11 protein-coding genes and 1 pseudogene are annotated in these 19,397 nt (G+C 37.5%); all 12 read left to right on the top strand.

Features of this window, described 5'->3' with window-relative positions; translation table 11 throughout:
- Positions 1-76: 76 nt before the first annotated feature.
- Positions 77-211: a 50S ribosomal protein L34 gene (rpmH, locus tag HT697_RS05760; RefSeq protein ID WP_000831905.1), complete on the top strand. Its 135-nt coding sequence runs from the start codon at positions 77-79 to the stop codon at positions 209-211.
- A gap of 137 nt (positions 212-348) precedes the next feature.
- Positions 349-2,313 (top strand): peptide ABC transporter substrate-binding protein, encoded by a 1,965-nt coding sequence (locus HT697_RS05755; RefSeq protein ID WP_173262515.1) that lies wholly within the window; start codon positions 349-351, stop codon positions 2,311-2,313.
- Positions 2,314-2,723: 410 nt separating this feature from the next.
- Positions 2,724-9,671 (top strand): annotated as a pseudogene (locus tag HT697_RS10135) (DUF1542 domain-containing protein); the annotation flags it as partial.
- Positions 9,654-10,823: a DUF1542 domain-containing protein gene (locus tag HT697_RS10335; protein WP_345890470.1), complete on the top strand. Its 1,170-nt coding sequence runs from the start codon at positions 9,654-9,656 to the stop codon at positions 10,821-10,823. The pseudogene HT697_RS10135 and the gene HT697_RS10335, both read left to right, overlap by 18 nt.
- Before the next feature lie 409 nt (positions 10,824-11,232).
- On the top strand, positions 11,233-12,003 hold the full coding sequence (locus HT697_RS05710) for a TatD family hydrolase (protein WP_173262512.1): 771 nt from the start codon (positions 11,233-11,235) through the stop codon (positions 12,001-12,003).
- 13 nt (positions 12,004-12,016) lie between these two features.
- The gene (locus tag HT697_RS05705) at positions 12,017-13,369 is read left to right on the top strand and encodes a PIN-like domain-containing protein (RefSeq protein WP_173212228.1); all 1,353 of its coding nucleotides are present in this window, start codon (positions 12,017-12,019) and stop codon (positions 13,367-13,369) included.
- Positions 13,348-13,920: a ribonuclease M5 gene (rnmV, locus tag HT697_RS05700; protein WP_173212226.1), complete on the top strand. Its 573-nt coding sequence runs from the start codon at positions 13,348-13,350 to the stop codon at positions 13,918-13,920. Before HT697_RS05705 ends, rnmV begins: the two co-directional genes overlap by 22 nt.
- A gap of 71 nt (positions 13,921-13,991) precedes the next feature.
- Positions 13,992-14,903, top strand: coding sequence for an XRE family transcriptional regulator (locus tag HT697_RS05695; protein WP_173262509.1), 912 nt, complete (start codon positions 13,992-13,994; stop codon positions 14,901-14,903).
- A 341-nt stretch (positions 14,904-15,244) separates the two neighbouring features.
- The gene (locus tag HT697_RS05690) at positions 15,245-15,724 is read left to right on the top strand and encodes a hypothetical protein (protein ID WP_173212222.1); all 480 of its coding nucleotides are present in this window, start codon (positions 15,245-15,247) and stop codon (positions 15,722-15,724) included.
- A gap of 712 nt (positions 15,725-16,436) precedes the next feature.
- Positions 16,437-18,467: a bacteriocin-associated integral membrane family protein gene (locus HT697_RS05685; RefSeq protein ID WP_173253233.1), complete on the top strand. Its 2,031-nt coding sequence runs from the start codon at positions 16,437-16,439 to the stop codon at positions 18,465-18,467.
- Position 18,468: 1 nt separating this feature from the next.
- On the top strand, positions 18,469-19,110 hold the full coding sequence (locus HT697_RS05680; protein WP_173253232.1) for an ABC transporter ATP-binding protein: 642 nt from the start codon (positions 18,469-18,471) through the stop codon (positions 19,108-19,110).
- Positions 19,103-19,397: hypothetical protein (locus HT697_RS05675; RefSeq protein WP_173262506.1), on the top strand; the 295-nt coding region annotated here is incomplete at its 3' end. The genes HT697_RS05680 and HT697_RS05675, both read left to right, overlap by 8 nt.

Here is a 19,397-nt window from a genome sequence, read left to right as displayed (position 1 = left end):
ATAGTAAAGTATGTTTAGTAACTGATCACTTTATAGCCGGCTAAACGAATACAAAATCTATGAGGAGGTATTCATCGTGAAACGTACTTATCAACCAAGTAAACTTCGTCGTGCGCGCAAACACGGATTCCGTAACCGTATGTCAACTAAAAACGGTCGTCGCGTATTGGCAGCTCGTCGTCGTAAAGGACGCAAAGTTTTGGCTGCATAATCCAAACGAACCATAACAAAAATCAGTAGGAACTCGAGTCTACTGATTTTTATTTTTGTAAAAAAGTTCAAAAGACTTTATATTTTTGCTCAAATGGTGTATAATATTTCACATACTGTAAAAAATGGAGAATAATCATGAAGAAATCAAAAGTTATGCTTTTTGGAGCTATGGCTTTGACAGCAGGTCTAGCTCTAGCGGCATGTGGGTCTTCCCAATCAAGTAATGCTGAGAAAACCTACTCTTATGTATTTACTAGTAATCCTGATACCTTGGACTACATTACGTCAACGCGTGGTTCTACTTCTAGTATCACGACTAACCTGATTGATGGCTTGTTAGAAAATGATAAGTACGGTAATCTCATTCCATCTATGGCTGAGTCATGGACGGTGTCAAAAGATGGTTTGACCTACACTTATAAGATCCGTCAGGGGGCGAAATGGTACACTTCAGAGGGCGAAGAGTATGCGGATGTAACGGCTCATGACTTTGTGACAGGTCTCAAGTATGCAGCTGATAAAAAGGCTGAAAACTTGTACTTGGTTCAAGACTCTATCAAGGGCCTCGCAGACTACGTTGAGGGGGAAACATCTGACTTTGAAACTGTTGGAGTTAAGGCAGTGGATGACTATACTCTTCAATATACTTTGAATAAGCCTGAATCTTACTGGAATTCTAAAACTACTGGGGGCATTTTGAGTCCTGTAAATGAAGCTTTTTTGAAATCTAAGGGAGATGACTTTGGAAGTGTAACACCATCCAGTATCTTGTCAAATGGTCCTTATTTGTTTAAATCTTTCTCATCAAAATCTTTGATTGAATTTGATAAAAACCCTAATTACTGGGATAAGGATAATGTGAAAATTGAGAAAGTGAAGCTCTCTTTCTTTGACGGTTCTGATCAAGATAGTTTAGCGAGAGGATTTTTGGAAGGGAACTACTCGGACGGTCGTATCTTCCCGACAAGTTCAGTGTTTAATCAGTTGAAAAAAGGGAATGAGGACAAAATCACCTACACACCACAAAACTCAATTACCTTCTATTATCTTTTCAACGTTAATCGTCAAAGCTACAAGCAGACCATGAAACAGTCTGATAAGGAAAAGACAGATTCACTTGCGGCCATGCAAAATAAGGATTTCCGTCAGGCTGTCAACTTTGCCTTTGACCGTCATGCTTATGCAGCGCAGACAAATGGTGAAGATGGAGCAGACCGTATCTTGCGTAACACGCTTATCCCAAGTGACTTTGTCCAAATCGGTGGTAAAAACTTTGGAGATGTTGTCAATGAAAAGATTATTAACTATGGTACAGAGTGGTCGAATATCAATTTGAATGATGCGCAACCTGCCTTTTTGAATGCTGAAAAAGCCAAGGCAGCATTTGCTAAAGCTAAAGAAACCTTGCAAGCAGAAGGCGTGACCTTCCCAATTCATTTGGATATGCCGGTTGACCAGACGGCCAAGTTAGATGTGCAACAAGCAAGTTCCTTTAAGCAGACAGTGGAAGAAACCCTTGGGGCGGACAACGTTGTGATTGACGTGATTCAACTTTCTCCAGACGAGAAGGATCAAGCTACATTCTTTGCAGATACAGCTGAACAAAAGGACTATGACATTGATATTTCAGGTTGGAGCGGAGATTACTCAGATCCGAAAACTTATCTTGATCTCTTGGATCCAGAGTCAGGTTCTCAGCTTAACAATATTGGTTTGACTGCTGGAAAAGATAATGAAGTAAAAGAAAAAATTGGACTTTCTGCTTACAAAAAGTTACTAGATGAAGCAGATAGCGAAGTTGAAAATACTCAGGCTCGTTATGAAAAATTTGCTGAAGTCCAAGCTTGGTTGACTGACAGCGCCCTCTTCCTACCAGTTCAAAGTGGCGGAGCCAACCCAATCTTCCGTAAGACTGTACCGTTTACAGGAGCTTTCTCTTTCGTTGGTCATAAGGGAGATGCTGATAACTACAAATATGTTGAACTACAAAAAGAGCCGGTAACTGCGAAACAGTACCAGGAACTCTATGACAAATGGCTAAAAGAAAAAGCTGAGTCAAATAAAAAAGCTCAGGAAGATTTAGCTAACCACATTCAATGATATTCCTAGTCATGCTTTTTAGTTAAGCCTAGTGACTGGATTTAGAAAAAGACCTTACCAGACGCTTTTTGGTTCTGGTAGGGTCTTTTCTTTATTTTTGTGATGAAGTAAGTGGAGGGGGCTAGGGCTTCAGATACCTAGAATGACTTGTTTTATGTTTTTGAATGAGAATCGATTAAAATTTATAAATCTGTATAAGAGATTAGTGACAAAACGATACCAAATAGGGTAAATTTCTATATATTTTAATTAAAGTAAAAATGAGGCTAAAAGTGGACGGGGGGGGGATTTTATGCTATAATGTACGTATATTCTTATTGCCTAAAGTAGATATATTATAATAAAGTTGTATTATAGTGTATTGGCTTTTTGAATAAGAAGAAATAAAAATAAAAAATGGAGATCAAAGAATGAAGTATAAGAGAACGCAGAAACGCTCCAAGCAGATGTGGCAGCGTGTGGAAAAATTTTCGATTAGAAAGTTTAGCTTTGGAGCGGCGTCGTGTTTGATAGGGGCATCTTTAGTTGGGGTAGCTGGGACGGTACAACCTGTAGAAGCTACTATATCAACTTTCAGAGATCAAAAAGGAGGAAATGTTACTACTTTGTATGCCAATCAAGGGGATAATCCTTTTGAAGCTGGCGGAAGTGGGGTTTATGATAAAGTAAATGTAGACCAAGAAATTGGAATTGAAATAGACTGGTCAGAGTATTCTAAAACAAACCCTTACGTAACAGTTACCTATAAATATAATGGTGGTTATGGAACTGCAGCTTTGAATAACTACGGAGGTGGACGTCCAGACTTTTGGTTTACCACCCCGGTGGGAGTTTCAGAACCTAAAACAATCACTTTATATAATCTAAATACAGATAAGACAGGAAGAACAATTACAAGTTGGTCAGGCGAACAAGGATGGGTTTCTTTTTCGAATAGTGTCGGATCACGTTATCAAAATAAGGAAATGGCAGACAAACTTGGTGTTGGGGATCCTACAAAATGGGAACGATATAATGATGCGACCGGTGAGGATGGGCGCACTTATCGCGGTGACCTTAATACTATGTTTTGGCGTCGTATCGGAGACAATATAGAGGGAAGTCCGAGTGAACAAGGGATTTATCAATCCTTCAGAGACAATACCAAGTCTATGTATTCTGACTGGCAAAAAGCAGCTGATCCAACTGCTACTATTAAAGCAACTTATAAAGTGGTAGATCCTACATTGAAGAATGGAAAACTAGTATTAGAATTTGGTGCTGGGGTTAAAGTTGGTCATGGAGGATCGTTGGTAACTCACTTCAAAACTCTAACAGTAGAAGTTCCGGTTTTATATCAGGATAGTGAATTATTCGAAGTTAAAGTGCCGCAACGTACAGGTGTAGTAAATGCTCAAGAATTAACAGAAACTGAAAAAGCTGATATTAAAAGTAAAATCTTAAAAGCAAACGAAGATAATATTAGTTCAGCTATCCCAGTGACTTCTAATAATAAGTTTAAAGATAATCTTAAAGATGGAGAAAATAGTATTGTAATTGGAAATGACGGTACAGCAACGATTACCTACCTAGACGGTTCAAAAGATACTATTCCTGGAACATCACTTGTCTATGAAAAACCACAAATTGATAATAATGAAACAACTCAAAGTCAGTTTGGTGATTATAAATATTTAACAAATCCGTTTGAAGTAGATGATATTAATAATCTTAAAAATACAGATGTTGAAAGTGCAAAATTAAAATTCTATACAGTCAATAATATGATGGTAGAAAAAAATGAGTTTGATGAGGATGTTATTAAAGCAGTAGGAGAACCTTTGAAAACTTCTCCAGCATTTGTAAATAAGAGATTAGAAATAGATAAGCAAACTGGGTTAGGCTATATCTATAGTGGGTCAGGGCCTACAGGGGCGATTATTCCGAAAGCCCATTTATTTAAACAAAAACCTAAAAAAACATTTAATATTGATGAGGCTAGACAAGATGCTGAAAAGGCAATTGAAAATCTGACTTACTTATCACCAAAAGAAAAACAAAACTTCAAAACTGAATTAGCATCGAAAACTACACAAGATGAGTTAAATACTGTTGTGAATAATGCTATTGCAAAAAATTCAAGTAATGAAAAAGCTTTAGAAGCTAAAAAACGTGAAATAAAAGATGCCATTAACAAACTGAAATATCTAACAAAAGAAGAAAAAGATGGTTTTATAAATCGAGTTAACAATCAAGCTATTACAGATCCAGCAGATGGAGATGGAACAGGAACTAAAGCATTAGATAATACTAAAACTTTACTTGATAACATTTTAACAAATGCTAACGCTAAAAACTTAGAAGAAGCTAAGAAACAAGCCAAAGCTGAAATAGAAAAAATCAAAGATGATTTAACAAATCCAACAGCAGATAACTATAAGGAACAAATCCAAGCCGCAGGTTCAACAGATGCAGTAGAAAAGATTGTCGAAAATGCTAAAAATCAAAAAGCTTCTAAAGACAAAGAGAAAGAAAAACAAAAAGCAGATGCTTTAAAAGATGAGTATAAGAAAAAAATAGACCAAATTCCTGGATTATCAGAAGCAGATAAGACGGAATATAAAAAACAAATTGAAGCTGCAACATCAAAAAATCAATTAGATAATATTATTAAAGATGCAGAGGCAAAAGCAACTCGTAATAAAGCGATAGAAACAATAACAAACCTACCTCACTTGAATAACGCGCAAAAAGCAGACTTAATTGAACAAGTTAAAGATGCTACTGATAAAGAAGAGATTGAGGATGTTGTAACAAAAGCTCAAGGTTTAGATGCTAAGATGGATTCTCTGCAACAATTAGTAACGAAAGCTAATGATGTGAAGAATACTGATAAATATACAAACGCTACATCAGGAACAAAGACATCATTTGATACTGCATTGACTAATGCTGATGCTGTAGCAAATAAAGAAACAGGAAAAGAGGCTGACGCTTCAGAAGTAGATAGCTTAATTGATAAATTGAAAGAAGCTATTAAAAATCTAACAGGTGAAGAAGTCGCTAAACCAGTTTCAAAAGCAGCTTTACAAGCAGAAGTAAATAAAGAGGCTGAAGTTCACAAGTCAACAGCTTATCTTAAAGATACAAAGGCAAAACAAGATGAGTATGACAAAGCTCTGAATGAAGCAAAAACAGTGTTAGCTGATGATGGGGCATCACAAGAAAGTATTGATGCTGCGTTAGATAAATTACAGAAAGCACGAGCTGAATTGGCAGGACAAGCAGCAGACTTCACGCTGGCTGTGAAAGATGGAGCAGCGAAAATCTCTGTTGTACCTAAAGTAGGAGAAAGCTTAACAGAACAAGCCGATAAAGATGCAGTAAAAGCTAAAGTAACAGCGAACGGAGAAGCACTTAAAGCTACTGATACAGTAACGTACGGAGCTATTGCAGATAAAAATGGTAAGAAAGTTGTATCAGTAATAGTAACACGTGATGGTGTATCAAAAACAATCAATGTAGAAGTAACTAAGAAAGCGGAAGAATTAACATTAGCTGTAAAAGACGAAACAAAACCAGCTAAAATTTCAAAAGTACCAGTAGCAGGAGAAAGCTTAACAGCAGAAGATGAAGCGAAAGTAAAAGAAAAAGTAACAGCGAACGGAGAAGCACTTAAAGCTACTGATACAGTAAAATACGGAACTATTGCTGAAAAAGATGGTAAGAAAGTCGTACCAGTAACAGTAACACGCAACGGTGTAGAAAAAACAGTTGACGTACCAGTAGAAGGAACTGATGCTGCAAAATCTCCACTAAATGATCCAGAAAAAGTTAAAGTTAATGATGTGTCTAATTTATCAGAAGATGAAAAAGCAGCAGTTAAAGCAGCAGTTAAGAAAGCAAACACAAACTTAACAGATGCTCAAATTTCAGTAGACAATACAGGGAAAGTAACTGTAACGTACTCTGACAAATCACAAAATGAACTGCCTGCATCTAAGACTGTAGAAGTGAAAACTGAAGCAGAAAAAGCATTAGACAAAGCTAAAGAAAAAGCGAAATCTGACTTAACAGAAGCAGCTAACAAAGAAAAAGCAGAAATTGAAGCAGACAAAAACTTAACAGAAGATCAAAAGAAAACTGAAAAAGACAAAGTTGATAAAGTTAAGGAAGAACAAGAAAAAAATATCGATAAAGCGACAACGCCAGAAGATGTAACAAAAGCAACAGAAGACGGTAAGAAAGCAATTGCTGAAGTTCACCAAACAGAGTTAGACAAAGCCAAAGAGCAAGCGAAATCTGACTTAACAGAAGCAGCTAACAAAGAAAAAGCAGAAATCGAATCAGACAAGACCTTAACAGAAGATCAGAAGAAAGCTGAAAAAGCAAAAGTCGATGAAGCTAAGAAAGCTGCAGAGTCTAACATCGATAAAGCTGGAACAACTGATGAAGTAGCGAAAGCAACAGAAGCAGGTAAGAAAGCAATTGATGCTGTTCATAAAACTAATGCTGAGCAAGCAACTCCAAATGTAAAAGATTCAGTAACTGCAGCAGGAGGAGTTCCCGTAAGTGTAGACCCAGCTAATGCTCCTAAAGTAGCAGAAGCAGATAAAAAAGAAATTACAGAAGCAGTAGAAGTACCGAAAGACCAACCACAACCAAAAGATAAACAAGTCAAAAATGACGGAAAAATTGTGAATGGAACAGGTGCAAATGAAGGTAAGAAAGTAGTTGTAGTAGAAGTTACATATCCAGATGGATCAAAAGACGAAATCGAAGTACCTGTAAGAAAAGCAACTGATCAGGAAAAAGCAAAAGCTGACCTAACAAAAGCAGCAGATGCTGAAAAAGCTGAAATTGATGAAGACAATGCATTATCTAAAAAAGAAAAAGAAGCATTGAAGAAACAAGTTGATGAACTGAAAGCAAAACACGAAGAAAACATCAACAATGCAACTTCACCAGAAGCTATAGCAACAGCAACAGAAAAAGGTAGACAGGAAATTGCTGCTGTTCATACTCCACAAGATATTACAGAAACAGCTAAGAGAAAGTTAACTCCACCAAAAGAAAAGGTTAAAGTTACAGATGTCAATCATTTAACAGATGAAGAGAAAGAAGCTGTTAAAAAAGCGATTGTGGCGACTAACCCTCAACTAGAAGAATCTGAAGTCTATGTGAGTGATAAGGGAGATGTAGCTTCTCCTAAAGGTTACTTGGAAGCAGAAAAAGTTGTTGTTCAAGCATTAAACAAACCAGCGACACCAGTCGTAGTAGCTGATCCAAATCGTTTAACAAATGATGAAAAGGAAAAAGTGAAAGAAGCTGTAGCCAACGCAAATCCTGGTCTAAACAAAGATGATATTACAGTCGATGACAAAGGTAATGTAACAACTAAGAATGGTGATAAATTACTTGCAAAAGATGTAGTAACTCCAGCCCTGAACAAACCAACAACACCAGTTGTAGTTGGAAATCCTAATGCTTTAACAGAAAAAGAAAAAGAGGACATTAAGGATGCTGTCGCAGCTGCAAATCCAGGCTTAAACAAAGGTGATGTTACAGTAAATCCTGATGGCAGTGTAACAACTCCAAAAGGAAATCTACCAAAAGAAGATGTTGTAGTACAAACTGCTAAAGGGCAATCTACAAGTATCTTCAAACCAGAGTTAGACTTACAAACTGCTTTAGTATCAGGCAAAGCAACTGTAGAAAAAGGTAAAGACTTAACTGACGAAGAAATCCTAAAACAATTAGCACTAGCTGATGGAGTGACAGCGAAAGTTATTTCTAAACCAACTACAACAGAAAAGGGGACTAAAGAAGCAGAAGTGGAAGTAACCCTAGCTGATGGTACTAAAGTAACTGTAAAAGTACCGGTTGAAGTAGTTGATTCCTTAGGAACAGCTGATAAAGACAACGATCTTGCTAAAGCAAAAGAAGACGCTAAAAAACAAGTAGAAGACGCTGCTAAGAAAAAACTTGATGAAATCAAGAAAGATAAAGATTTAACTGAAGAGCAAAAACAAAAAGCTGAAGAAACAATCAATAAAGCCAAAGAAGATGCTAATAAAGCTATTGACGAAGCATCATCAGCAGGAACAGCTAAGCAAATTGCAGATCAAGCAAAAGAAAATATTGAAAAATATGATCCAAAAGCTGATGCAGAAGTTAAGAAACCAGATGTAACAAACCTTGATGAAGAAAAAGCGAAAGCAAAAGCTGAAATACTAGAAGAAGCTCAAAAACGCATTAACGAAATCAAGAACAATAAAGATTTATCAGACGAAGCGAAACAAAAAGCTATCAAAGAAATCAATAAGGCCAAAGATAAAGCGATTGAAGACATTAACAAAGGTCAATCTAAAGATGAAATCAACGCGGCGAAAGAAGCTGGTATTCATAAGATAAATGAAGTTCAACCAGATGGCTCTATTGCATCTAAATTCGAACCGAAAGTTCCTGAAAACAAAGTGGAAGTGGGAAATCCAGCAAAACTTTCAGATGAAGAAAGAGAACAAGTTCGTCAAAACATCGAAGGAGCTAACACATTCCCAGATGGAACAACAGTAGAAGTAAAACCAGATGGAACAGCTGTTATCACATATAAAGATGGTTCAACTGACACTATCTCTAAAGATAAATTGGTAGCGCCAGCTAACAAAGAGACAGAAACAATCGCGTCAAGAACCGAGCCGGTTATCCCAGGAAAAACACAAGTAGGAAATACTACGAAATTAACACCTGAAGAACAAGCTACGGTTAAAAAAGCGGTTGAGGAAGCGAACAACTTCCCAGCAGGAACTACGGTAGAAGTAAGACCTGATGGAACAGTAGTCATCACCTATCCAGATAAATCTGTAGATACAATAACAGGGGATAAACTTGTCGAAAAAGGAAGTAAACAAGAAACTCCAAAAGTTCAGACAGATGCAGAGAAGAATCCAGCGCAAGTTCCAGGAAACTTTGTACCTGTTGAAAATACTCACAACTTGACACAGACGGAGCAAGATACTGTAGCAGCTAAGGTCAAAGAAGCAAATCCAGCGGCGACAGATGTTAAGGTATCTAAAGATGGAACGGCAACGCTAACATATGGAGATGGTTCAGTAAACACAATTCCAGGAACCAGTCTAGTAGTAGCCAAAGATACTGACAATGAAGCTTCAACACAAGCCGCGCAAAATCCAGCAGTGGTGCCAGCAACTACAGAAGTTGGAAATGCTCATAGCTTAACACCTGAGGAACAAGCTGCAGTAACTACGAAAGTGAAACAAGCAAATCCGACTGCTACAGATGTTAAGGTATCTAAAGACGGAACAGCGACATTGACATACTCAGATGGTTCAGTCAATACAATTCCAGGAACCAGTCTAGTAGTTCAAAAAGAGGAAACTTCAACACAAGAGCAACCAACAATCGCAGAGAAGACAAAAGTAATCATCCCAGCTAACCCTACAAAAGTAGCAGAAGCTACAAGATTAACAGATGAAGAAAAAGAAGCTGTTAAAAAAGCTGTAGTAGATGCAAATGGATTCGGAAGTGATGTTAAAGTTGAAGTAGCTGGAGATGGCACAGCGACAATCGTCTTTAAAGATGGTTCAGCTATTACAATTCCAGGAAATCAATTGGTAGCACAAGATCCAAAAGCACAAGATAGCACTAAACCGACTGCTGAAAAATTAACTGTTAAAGCGCCTGCTCAAAGAGTAGATGTAAAAGATATAACTCATTTAACAGATGAAGAAAAAGAAAAAGTTAAGGTTGCTATTTTACAAGCAAATGGTTCAGCATTAGACGGAGCGACAATCAATGTAGCTGGAGATGGTACAGCAACAATCACATTCCCAGATGGTTCAGTAGTGACGATTCTAGGAAAAGATACAGTTCAACAATCTGCGAAAGGTGAATCTGTAACTCAAGAAGATACACCAGAGTATAAGCCAGAAACTACACCAGGTGGAGATAATGGAGGCAATACTGGAAGCTCAGATGCTAATGTAAATGCAGGCGGTGGTAGTCAGGCAGGCGGACAAGCTCACACAGGCTCACAAACCCCAGCTCAATCACAAGCTTCTAAGCAATTAGCTACTGAAAAAGAATCAGCTAAAAATGCCATTGAAAAAGCTGCTAAGGACAAGCAGGATGAAATCAAAGGCGCACCTCTTTCTGATAAAGAAAAAGCAGAACTTTTAGCAAGAGTGGAAGCAGAAAAACAAGCAGCTCTCAAAGAGATTGAAAATGCGAAAACTGTGGAAGATGTGAAGGAAGCAGAAACGATTGGAGTGCAAGCCATTGCCATGGTTACAGTTCCTAAGAGACCAGTGGCTCCTAATGCTGCTCCTCAGGCAACAAGTGCACCGCAAGCAACTGCAGGAACAATGCAAGATGTCACCTACCAGTCACCTGCTGGTAAGCAATTACCTAACACAGGTTCAGCATCAAGTGCAGCACTTGCTAGTCTTGGTCTAGTGGCGGCAACCAGTGGTTTTGCTTTGCTAGGAAGAAAAGCTAGACGTAGAAAATAGGACAGCTAGAAAATTCTATTCTCTACTTAAAGTGAGATTATAAGGGGGATTTGGAGAAATCATCAATCCTAGTGATGGGTGAGAGAAGAGAGAACCCAAGATAATCACATACTTTATACTCAATGAAAATCAAAGAGCAAACTAGGAAACTAGCCGTAGGCTGTACTTGAGTACGGCAAGGCGACGTTGACACGGTTTGAATTTGATTTTCGAAGAGTATTAGATGAATAGGGATGTTCTATCAATCTAGCCAGTCTCTTTCGTCTCTAACTGTGGAATAGAAGATGGGCAATATCGGATAGAAAAGATAGCAGAATAGATCTCTATTGAAGAGAGGAGGGAAACAGAAAAATTGGGTGCCCCTCCTCTTTTTTGCTATAATAGTAGATAGAAAACGAGGTTAGAAGAGATGATTTTTGATACACATACACACTTGAATGTAGAAGAATTTGCAGGTCGTGAGGCAGAAGAAATTACCTTGGCTGCTGAGATGGGTGTGACACAGATGAATATTGTTGGTTTTGATGAACCGACGATTGAGCGTGTCTTGGAGTTGGTAGATGAGTATGACCAGCTCTATGCGACTATCGGTTGGCATCCTACAGAAGCAGGGACTTACACGGAGGAGATTGAAGCCTACTTGCTTGATAAGCTCAAGCATCCCAAGGTTGTTGCTTTAGGTGAAATTGGATTGGACTACCATTGGATGACAGCACCGAAAGAGGTGCAGGAGCAGGTTTTTCGCCGTCAGATTCAGTTATCTAAGGACTTGGATTTGCCTTTTGTAGTTCATACCCGTGATGCGCTGGAAGATACCTATGAGATTATCAAAAGTGAGGGCGTTGGTCCTCGTGGTGGGATTATGCACTCATTTTCAGGGACGCTTGAATGGGCAGAGAAGTTTGCCGAGCTTGGCATGACTATTTCCTTCTCAGGAGTGGTGACTTTTAAGAAGGCAACTGACATCCAAGAAGCAGCTAGAGAACTTCCTTTGGACAAGGTTTTGGTGGAAACGGATGCTCCCTACTTGGCTCCTGTTCCTAAACGGGGTCGTGAAAATAAAACAGCCTACACTCGCTATGTAGTGGACTTTATCGCGGATTTGCGTGGCATGACGACAGAAGAGCTGGCGGCGGCAACGACTGCAAATGCAGAACGAATTTTTGGAATTAAGTATTAAAGGAGAAAATATAATGGTTAATTTTATTAAAGAATATAATAAAGATTTTACAAATGAGATGATTAAAGAATCAATTTTTGTAATTGATAATAATTGCTTACTATTCCCTCTGAAAGATTATGTTTTGGGCGATAAAATAGTAGATTCGTTCAATATAATAAAAAATGATGTTTATATTCCATATGTAACACAAATTGAATATTTAGAAAATGAATCAAACACCATAAATAAGCGGAAGGAACAAGTAAAAAAAGCAAAAAAAATAATTTCGGACATTGAAGAGTCAAATCAACTATTAGATTTTAGAATAAAAAATACCATAAATAATAATCTTTTTAATGAAATTGAAAAATATAAAAAAGATGATGCTATGAGATCTATGTACGAACAAATTTCAAGTTTTAAAAATGAGTATGTAGATAAAATTAAAAATTATGAAGAAAAGTTGAAGTTGATAAATGATGAATTGGCAGAGGAGAAAAATAAGCTATTAAAAAAAGTTGATTGGAAATTATCAACTACGAGTGTCGATGAAATAAAGAGAGTAATTGAGAAATTCCTAGATGAGGTAAAGCTAGGATTAGACTACACTGATGATATCTTGAGTAGATATACTGAGGTAATAAATGAACGTTATAATTCAAACATTTCTCCAGGATATGAAGATATTGATGGAAAATCTAACCGAACAATTTTTTTAGGAGGTAAATCAGTACCTAGACATTATTCGGATGCAATTTTTTGGTTAGATACATTAGATTATATTATATGTAACCCAAATGTAACTAAAGATAAGAAATATTTGATTATTATTTCGAATGAAGGAAAACAAGACTGGGTTGTTGGAGGTAATAAAACAAAAATCAATCTTGACATGTATTCGGAATGCTATAGAAAAACAGGTTTGATTGTTAAAAAAATAGATATTTGGACACTCTTAAACGTAACGGGAGTAGCGGATGGCAGTTCAATTGAAATTTCCCGTAAAAATTATGAAACTGGAAAATATGATTTTAGATTATACGGACAGGATTATATTGGTATAGAACAACAATCTAAAATGATGGAAATTATATTTGAAAAAATTATTTCAAAAATTGATGGATCGACTTTAAACATTCCGTGTGTCGTATCGTTTGAAGATTCACTGGAAGGCGTTAACACAACATTTGATAAATATCTAATGGTTAGAGATAGCCTAGGGAATGAATTTTTAGTAGGGACGTCTTTGAATTTTTCTCAAAAACTTAGATATATTTTTGATTTATTGGATTCTAGAGTTGAGGGTAGTGCCCCGCAATTAAAATTTATGGACAGTAGTGTTCAAAGTGAGTGGGAAAAAATATGTCGTCGAAGAAAAAAATGAAAATTTCCCAAGTCATCGTGGTTGAAGGTCGTGATGATACGGCCAATCTCAAACGCTATTTCGATGTAGAGACCTATGAGACTCGAGGTTCTGCCATCAATGACCAGGACATAGAGCGGATTCAGCGCCTACACCAACGTCATGGAGTCATTGTCTTTACAGACCCAGATTTTAATGGGGAACGGATTCGTCGTATGATTATGACGGCCATTCCAACAGTTCAGCATGCCTTCCTCAAACGAGATGAAGCTGTTCCTAAGTCCAAAACCAAGGGGCGGTCTCTGGGAATTGAGCATGCCAGCTATGAGGATCTGAAAACAGCTCTAGCTCAGGTGACAGAACAATTTGAACATGAGAGCCAGTTTGACATCAGTCGTAGCGACTTGATTCGCCTTGGTTTTCTAGCGGGAGCAGACAGCCGTAAGCGACGAGAATATCTAGGAGAGGCTCTCCGAATTGGCTATTCTAACGGCAAGCAACTCCTCAAGCGCTTAGAGTTGTTTGGAGTCACCTTGGCAGAAGTGGAAGAAGCTATGAAATCTTATGAGTAGGAAAGATGTAGCCGTTACAATTTTTTAAGTTTCACAGTATTTTTCGAAGCAGGTAGAAGAGGAGGCGTCTGATGTTAATTGGTCAAAAAATCAAAGAGATTCGGATAGAGAAAGGAATTAGTCGTCCAGATTTTTGTGGAGATGAGCAAGAACTGACAGTTCGTCAACTGTCGCGAATTGAAAGTGGAGCTTCGCAACCGAGTTTGCCCAAGTTAGACTATATTGCTCGCCGGCTAGGAGTTCCAGCTTATAGTCTTATGCCGGATTTTTCTGCTCTTCCTCCTGCTTATTTGGAATTGAAATACCAGATTTTACGTGAACCAATCTATGGTAAAGAAGAGGAGTATGATAAGAAGGAAGCGTGTTTGGAAGAGATAGAGGATTTATTTTATGAGCAACTTCCTAATGAGGAAAAAATATGGTTTGAAGCTACTAGAGCAACGATAGATGTTATTCGAAGCGGACGACCAGAATATGGGGAAACCGTACTGGACGATTATTTTAAAACAATTTATGATAAGGAATTGTTTTTGATAAATGAATTAGAAGTTATCAACTTATATTTTGCTATAGTGCTTACAAAGATAAAACAAGGTCAAAATCAGATTGAAGAAATTAACAGAATTCATTCGTTTTTAGTTCGTTTGACAAATCATGTAGAATTGATTGCACCAGAATATCTGTTTGCTTTAAGTAACACTTTGTTTTCGGGTCTAGCCTGTTTGGATAATTTGTCGTCTTATGATTCACTAGAATCTTATATCTTTAGCCTTAATCATATAATGGAAAAAACACAAGATTTCCAGAAGAAACCAATTATATTGATGTTGGAGTGGAAATTATCTCTAATAATAAAAAATGATTATGTATCTGCCGAACAGTTCTATCAGAAATCGAAGCTATTTGCTGATATAATAGAAAATTCTTATTTAGTTACTATGTTAGAAAAACAATGGCAAGAAGATTTAAAAAAATATTTATAAACATCGTGAAGCAATGACAAAAATGTCCTTGTCCTTACATCAAAACAGTTCTAAAGTTCGTCTTTAGAACTGTTTTTTTAGATATAAGCTAAAAATGACACAAAATAGTTCTATTTTAAGGACGTTGATGTCCTTTGAGTTTATTTAAGAATAATTTATAATTAATTAAAATGTGAAAGGAGATTACAGTATGAACTTTTTTAGTTTATTTTATCTAGTTACTTGGTGGTTTAAATAAAATTTAGTTATGTCTACTTAGTTTCAAAATAGATTCTTTAGGGCAAAGTGTCAGTTTATTAGGATAGTTATGATAAAAATGTATATTTCGAGGAGAAAATAAAATGAAAAATAAGATTTTAACAAAAACAGCAATTGTTTTAAGTTGCTTTTTAACATTAAGTACTGTTGCTCTCCCATCTGCAACTGCTTTTGCTTCTACATATTCAGTTTCGGATAAAGCAACTCAAGTTTCAAAACGTTCTACGGTAACTAATAGTGAAGGAAAACATATCTACGTAGATAACGGACGTATATTAGAATTTGATAAAGATACTGTTTCGCAAGAGGATATCCAAGCTGCTAAAATGGACAGAGGAAAGTGGTCTTTTTCAGTTACAGCTATTCGAAAAGGTTATAGTAAACTCCCTTCGAATGTTAAAAGATGGATAAATCAATATATAGGATTGAATGCCATATTGAGTACACTAGAACACTTTACTGGTTGGATTGAAGATGGAATCTACCAGGCTTGTAAGCGTGCAGGTATGCCAGATTGGATGGCTTGGACAGTAGCTAAAGCTTTGACCTTGATAGCACTATAGTTTATGAAAAAATTAAAAAAATACCTTCCATTCTTTTTCTGTCTACTATACCTAATACACGGAATACTTGATTTATCAACTTTAAATATTTTAGGTGCAATCTTTAAAATTATAATTAGTACTTTGGGTATAATAGTTACATATCCGTTTTATAAAGAAGGAAACGAATAATTTAAAGAAATAATTCTGTACTCAGTCTTATTTAGTTGTTCTCATAGTAGTAGGAATAATCCGTGTTTACCATTTGCGAGTAATAAACAATAATCCTAAAAAAGTCTCTGACAACTAGTGATTGATTTTTCTCGGATTAGTTTCACACAATTGTTTATACGAATGATTGGAGATTATGTTAAATTTACTTTGTGGTATTTTGCAATCAGAGTACATCAAATAGGCACCTTTTTATGTGTCCTTCGTTTTATAATAGGGTAAGAATATTTATAAATATCGTGAAGCAATGACAAAAATGTCCTTGTTCTTACATCAAAACAGTTCTAAAGTTCGTCTTTAGAGCTATTTTTTTAGATATAAGCTAAAAATAATATAAAATAGTTAGATTTTAAGGACATTGACGTCCTTGATACTTCTTGAAAAAACGGATATAATATATTTGAAGATGTTGCTAGTAGAAAGAATTTAATAAACTTCTTAACATGGCAGTGACTGTGGTCACCTTCTCACTAAGTGACCAAGTAACTTTTTGGAGGAAATGATGAAACGCTTATTTATTTTGATTTCAATGGTATTGGTATCGCTTTATATGGTGATAACTTCTGTTGACCATCGAGAAGAGATTTTATTTGGTAACTATCCTTCTGTTGATGTGACAGGAGTGGTGATAAATCAATCAGTAGCTAGTCACGAAAAGGTGACAGAGGCTTTGAGTCACTTGGCGGTAGAGCACAATAGTCTCATCGCTCGTCGGATTGTTGAGCCAAATGAAGCTGGAGAAACACGCTTTACCTATGCCACTTATGGTCAGGGAGAGCTTCCAGAAGGTCTGACCATTTCCTCCAAGGATAGTGCAGAAACGAGTGATTTATTAGGGTCTTACTTGATTGTATCAGGAAGTTTGGATGGAGTGAGTTTACAGACCACCTTGAAAGAGCTTGGTTATCAAGGCTTTGTTTCGAATGGAGAAGATCCATTTTCGATAGTCTTACTATTGACGGCCACCCCTATGGTGCTACTGAGTTTAGCTATTTTTCTGCTGACCTTTATGAGTTTGACCCTGATTTATCGGATCAAATCCCTTCGTCAAGCAGGGATTCGCTTAATCGCTGGTGAGAGCTTGTTTGGGGTGGCTCTCAGACCAGTGTTAGAAGATGTGAGACAGCTTATCTGCTCAGTGCTGGTATCCAGTCTTGTGGGATTGGGGCTTCTCTGGTATCAAGGTGCCTTGTTTATGGCAACGGTGCAACTTGTCATCATTGCTCTTCTACTTTATGGCTTGACCTTGGCAGGGATTTCTACCTTACTAAGTGTCGTGTATCTACTTGGTTTACAGGGAAATAGTCTGGTGGATCTCTTGAAAGGGAAACTCCCTCTCAAACGTATGATGACATTGATGATGATGGGGCAACTCTTGGCCGTGCTGGTGGTCGGTTCGAGTGCAACTACTCTCCTACCTCACTACCGTGAAATGCAGGAGATGGAGAAGGCAAGCGATAAATGGAGCCAGTCCTCAGACCGTTACCGTCTATCCTTTGGTTGGTCTAGTGCATTTGCCGATGAAGAAGGAATGCGTAAGGATAATCGTGAGTGGCAGACATTTACTGAAGAACGGTTAGCCAATACAGACTCTTTTTATATTATGAGCAATGTTGACAATTTCTCAGATGGAGCAGAAGTGGACCTAGATGGCAATCGTCTCAGTGACTACACACCGTCAGGGAATGTTATCTATGTCTCACCGCGCTATCTGATAGAAGAAAAGATTACCGTTTCTTCAGAGTTTATGGATAAGATGCAAAACTTGTCTGAGGGAGAGTTTGGGCTGATCTTGCCTGAGAGCTTGCGAGAGCAGTCTGCCTACTACCAAGGATTATTTACAGATTACCTGCAAAGATTTTCATCTGAAAGTGTAGAAGTGACGAGTCGGAAACACTACCTTCCACAGCTAAGGCTAGATTTTACAGAAACAGGACAGGAACGTTTCCTCTATAATGATGGGTACAAGACAACACGTCAGTACCTAAAAGATCCGATTATTGTAGTTCTAACGCCGCAAGCGACTGGAACAAGACCTGTTGCAGGGATGTTGTGGGGAACTACGGCTAATAGTGCCTTGAAACTAGATCGATATGGAGACAGCATCACCGCTCTAAAAGAGCAAGGTCTGTATCACAAGGTCTCTTACTTGGTAAAAAGCCAGCTATTTTTTGCCAAGGTACTAAATGACAAACGGGTGGAGTTTTACTCTCTCCTTATTGGGACGATTTTGACCCTGTCTACGGCTATCTTGTTATTTGATTCCATGAGTCTTCTCTATTTTGAGCAGTTCAGACGGGAGCTCATGATTAAACGTCTTTCTGGTATGACAATCTATGAGCTTCATGGCAAGTATTTACTGGCGCAAGGAGGAGTTCTCTTACTTGGGCTAATCCTATCTAGTGTTTTGACAGGAGATAGCTTGATTAGCGCTCTAGTTGTAGCTTTGTTTACGCTTAACGCTCTGTTGATTTTAGTAAGGCAGGACAAAAAAGAAGAAGCTGGTAGCATGGCAGTATTGAAAGGAAAATAAGATGATTGATATTCAAGGATTGGAAAAGAAGTTTAATGACCGCGCGATTTTCTCTGGTTTAAACCTCAAGCTGGAGAAGGGCAAGGTCTATGCCTTAATCGGGAAGAGTGGGAGCGGAAAGACGACGCTGCTGAATATCTTAGGAAAGCTAGAAAAGATAGATGGTGGAAGGGTTCTCTATCAGGGGAAAGATTTAAAAACCATTCCCACTCGTGAGTATTTTCGAGACCAGATGGGCTATCTCTTTCAAAATTTTGGCCTTTTAGAAAACCAATCAATCAAAGAGAATTTGGATTTGGGCTTTGTTGGTCAGAAAATCTCAAAAGTAGAACGTTTGGAAAGGCAAGTGGAGGCTTTAGAAAAGGTTAATCTAGGGTATTTGGATTTGGAACAAAAAATTTATACTTTATCTGGGGGAGAGGCACAACGAGTTGCCCTTGCGAAGACTATTTTGAAAAATCCACCCTTGATTTTGGCATATGAACCAACAGCAGCTCTTGATCCTGAAAATTCAGAGGAGGTTATGAATCTCTTGGTGGGCTTGAAAGATGAAAATCGAATGATCATCATTGCGACTCATAATCCCCTAGTCTGGAATAAGGCCGATGAAATCATTGATATGAGGGAGCTTGCTCATGTGTGAAAAAATCCGTATTCGCAGGGTATCTGATTATCCTAGTGCCAGAGGTGGTTTAGAAGATATCCTCATCATGGAAAATATGACCAATCATCTCCTTTTAGTTCAAATCCGAGTGAATGGCTATTTGCTTGATTTTGCTAGCATTGAAGGGCAAAGGCAAAAGCATTATCGTTTGAAAAATTTACCTCAAACGGTTGAATTGACAGTGGACGATGTGGAGGAGGATGTAGATTTGACCCTACCTGAAAATCGAAGTTATCAAGAAGCTGATTTTTTGATACTCAATGAAA

It is taken from the genome of Streptococcus sp. 1621 (genome assembly GCF_013276615.1).
Classification (GTDB): domain Bacteria; phylum Bacillota; class Bacilli; order Lactobacillales; family Streptococcaceae; genus Streptococcus.
Note: the sequence above shows the minus strand (reverse complement) of the source record. Positions and strands in the feature narration are given on the sequence as shown.

Excerpts from the sequence above, each read along its gene's own strand:
- HT697_RS05755 (WP_173262515.1), top strand. The coding sequence starts at position 349 with ATGAAGAAATCAAAAGTTATGCTTTTTGGAGCTATGGCTTTGACAGCA.
- HT697_RS05710 (WP_173262512.1), top strand. The coding sequence starts at position 11,233 with ATGATTTTTGATACACATACACACTTGAATGTAGAAGAATTTGCAGGT.
- HT697_RS05705 (WP_173212228.1), top strand. The coding sequence starts at position 12,017 with ATGGTTAATTTTATTAAAGAATATAATAAAGATTTTACAAATGAGATG.
- rnmV (WP_173212226.1), top strand. The coding sequence starts at position 13,348 with ATGTCGTCGAAGAAAAAAATGAAAATTTCCCAAGTCATCGTGGTTGAA.
- HT697_RS05695 (WP_173262509.1), top strand. The coding sequence starts at position 13,992 with ATGTTAATTGGTCAAAAAATCAAAGAGATTCGGATAGAGAAAGGAATT.
- HT697_RS05690 (WP_173212222.1), top strand. The coding sequence starts at position 15,245 with ATGAAAAATAAGATTTTAACAAAAACAGCAATTGTTTTAAGTTGCTTT.
- HT697_RS05685 (WP_173253233.1), top strand. The coding sequence starts at position 16,437 with ATGAAACGCTTATTTATTTTGATTTCAATGGTATTGGTATCGCTTTAT.
- HT697_RS05680 (WP_173253232.1), top strand. The coding sequence starts at position 18,469 with ATGATTGATATTCAAGGATTGGAAAAGAAGTTTAATGACCGCGCGATT.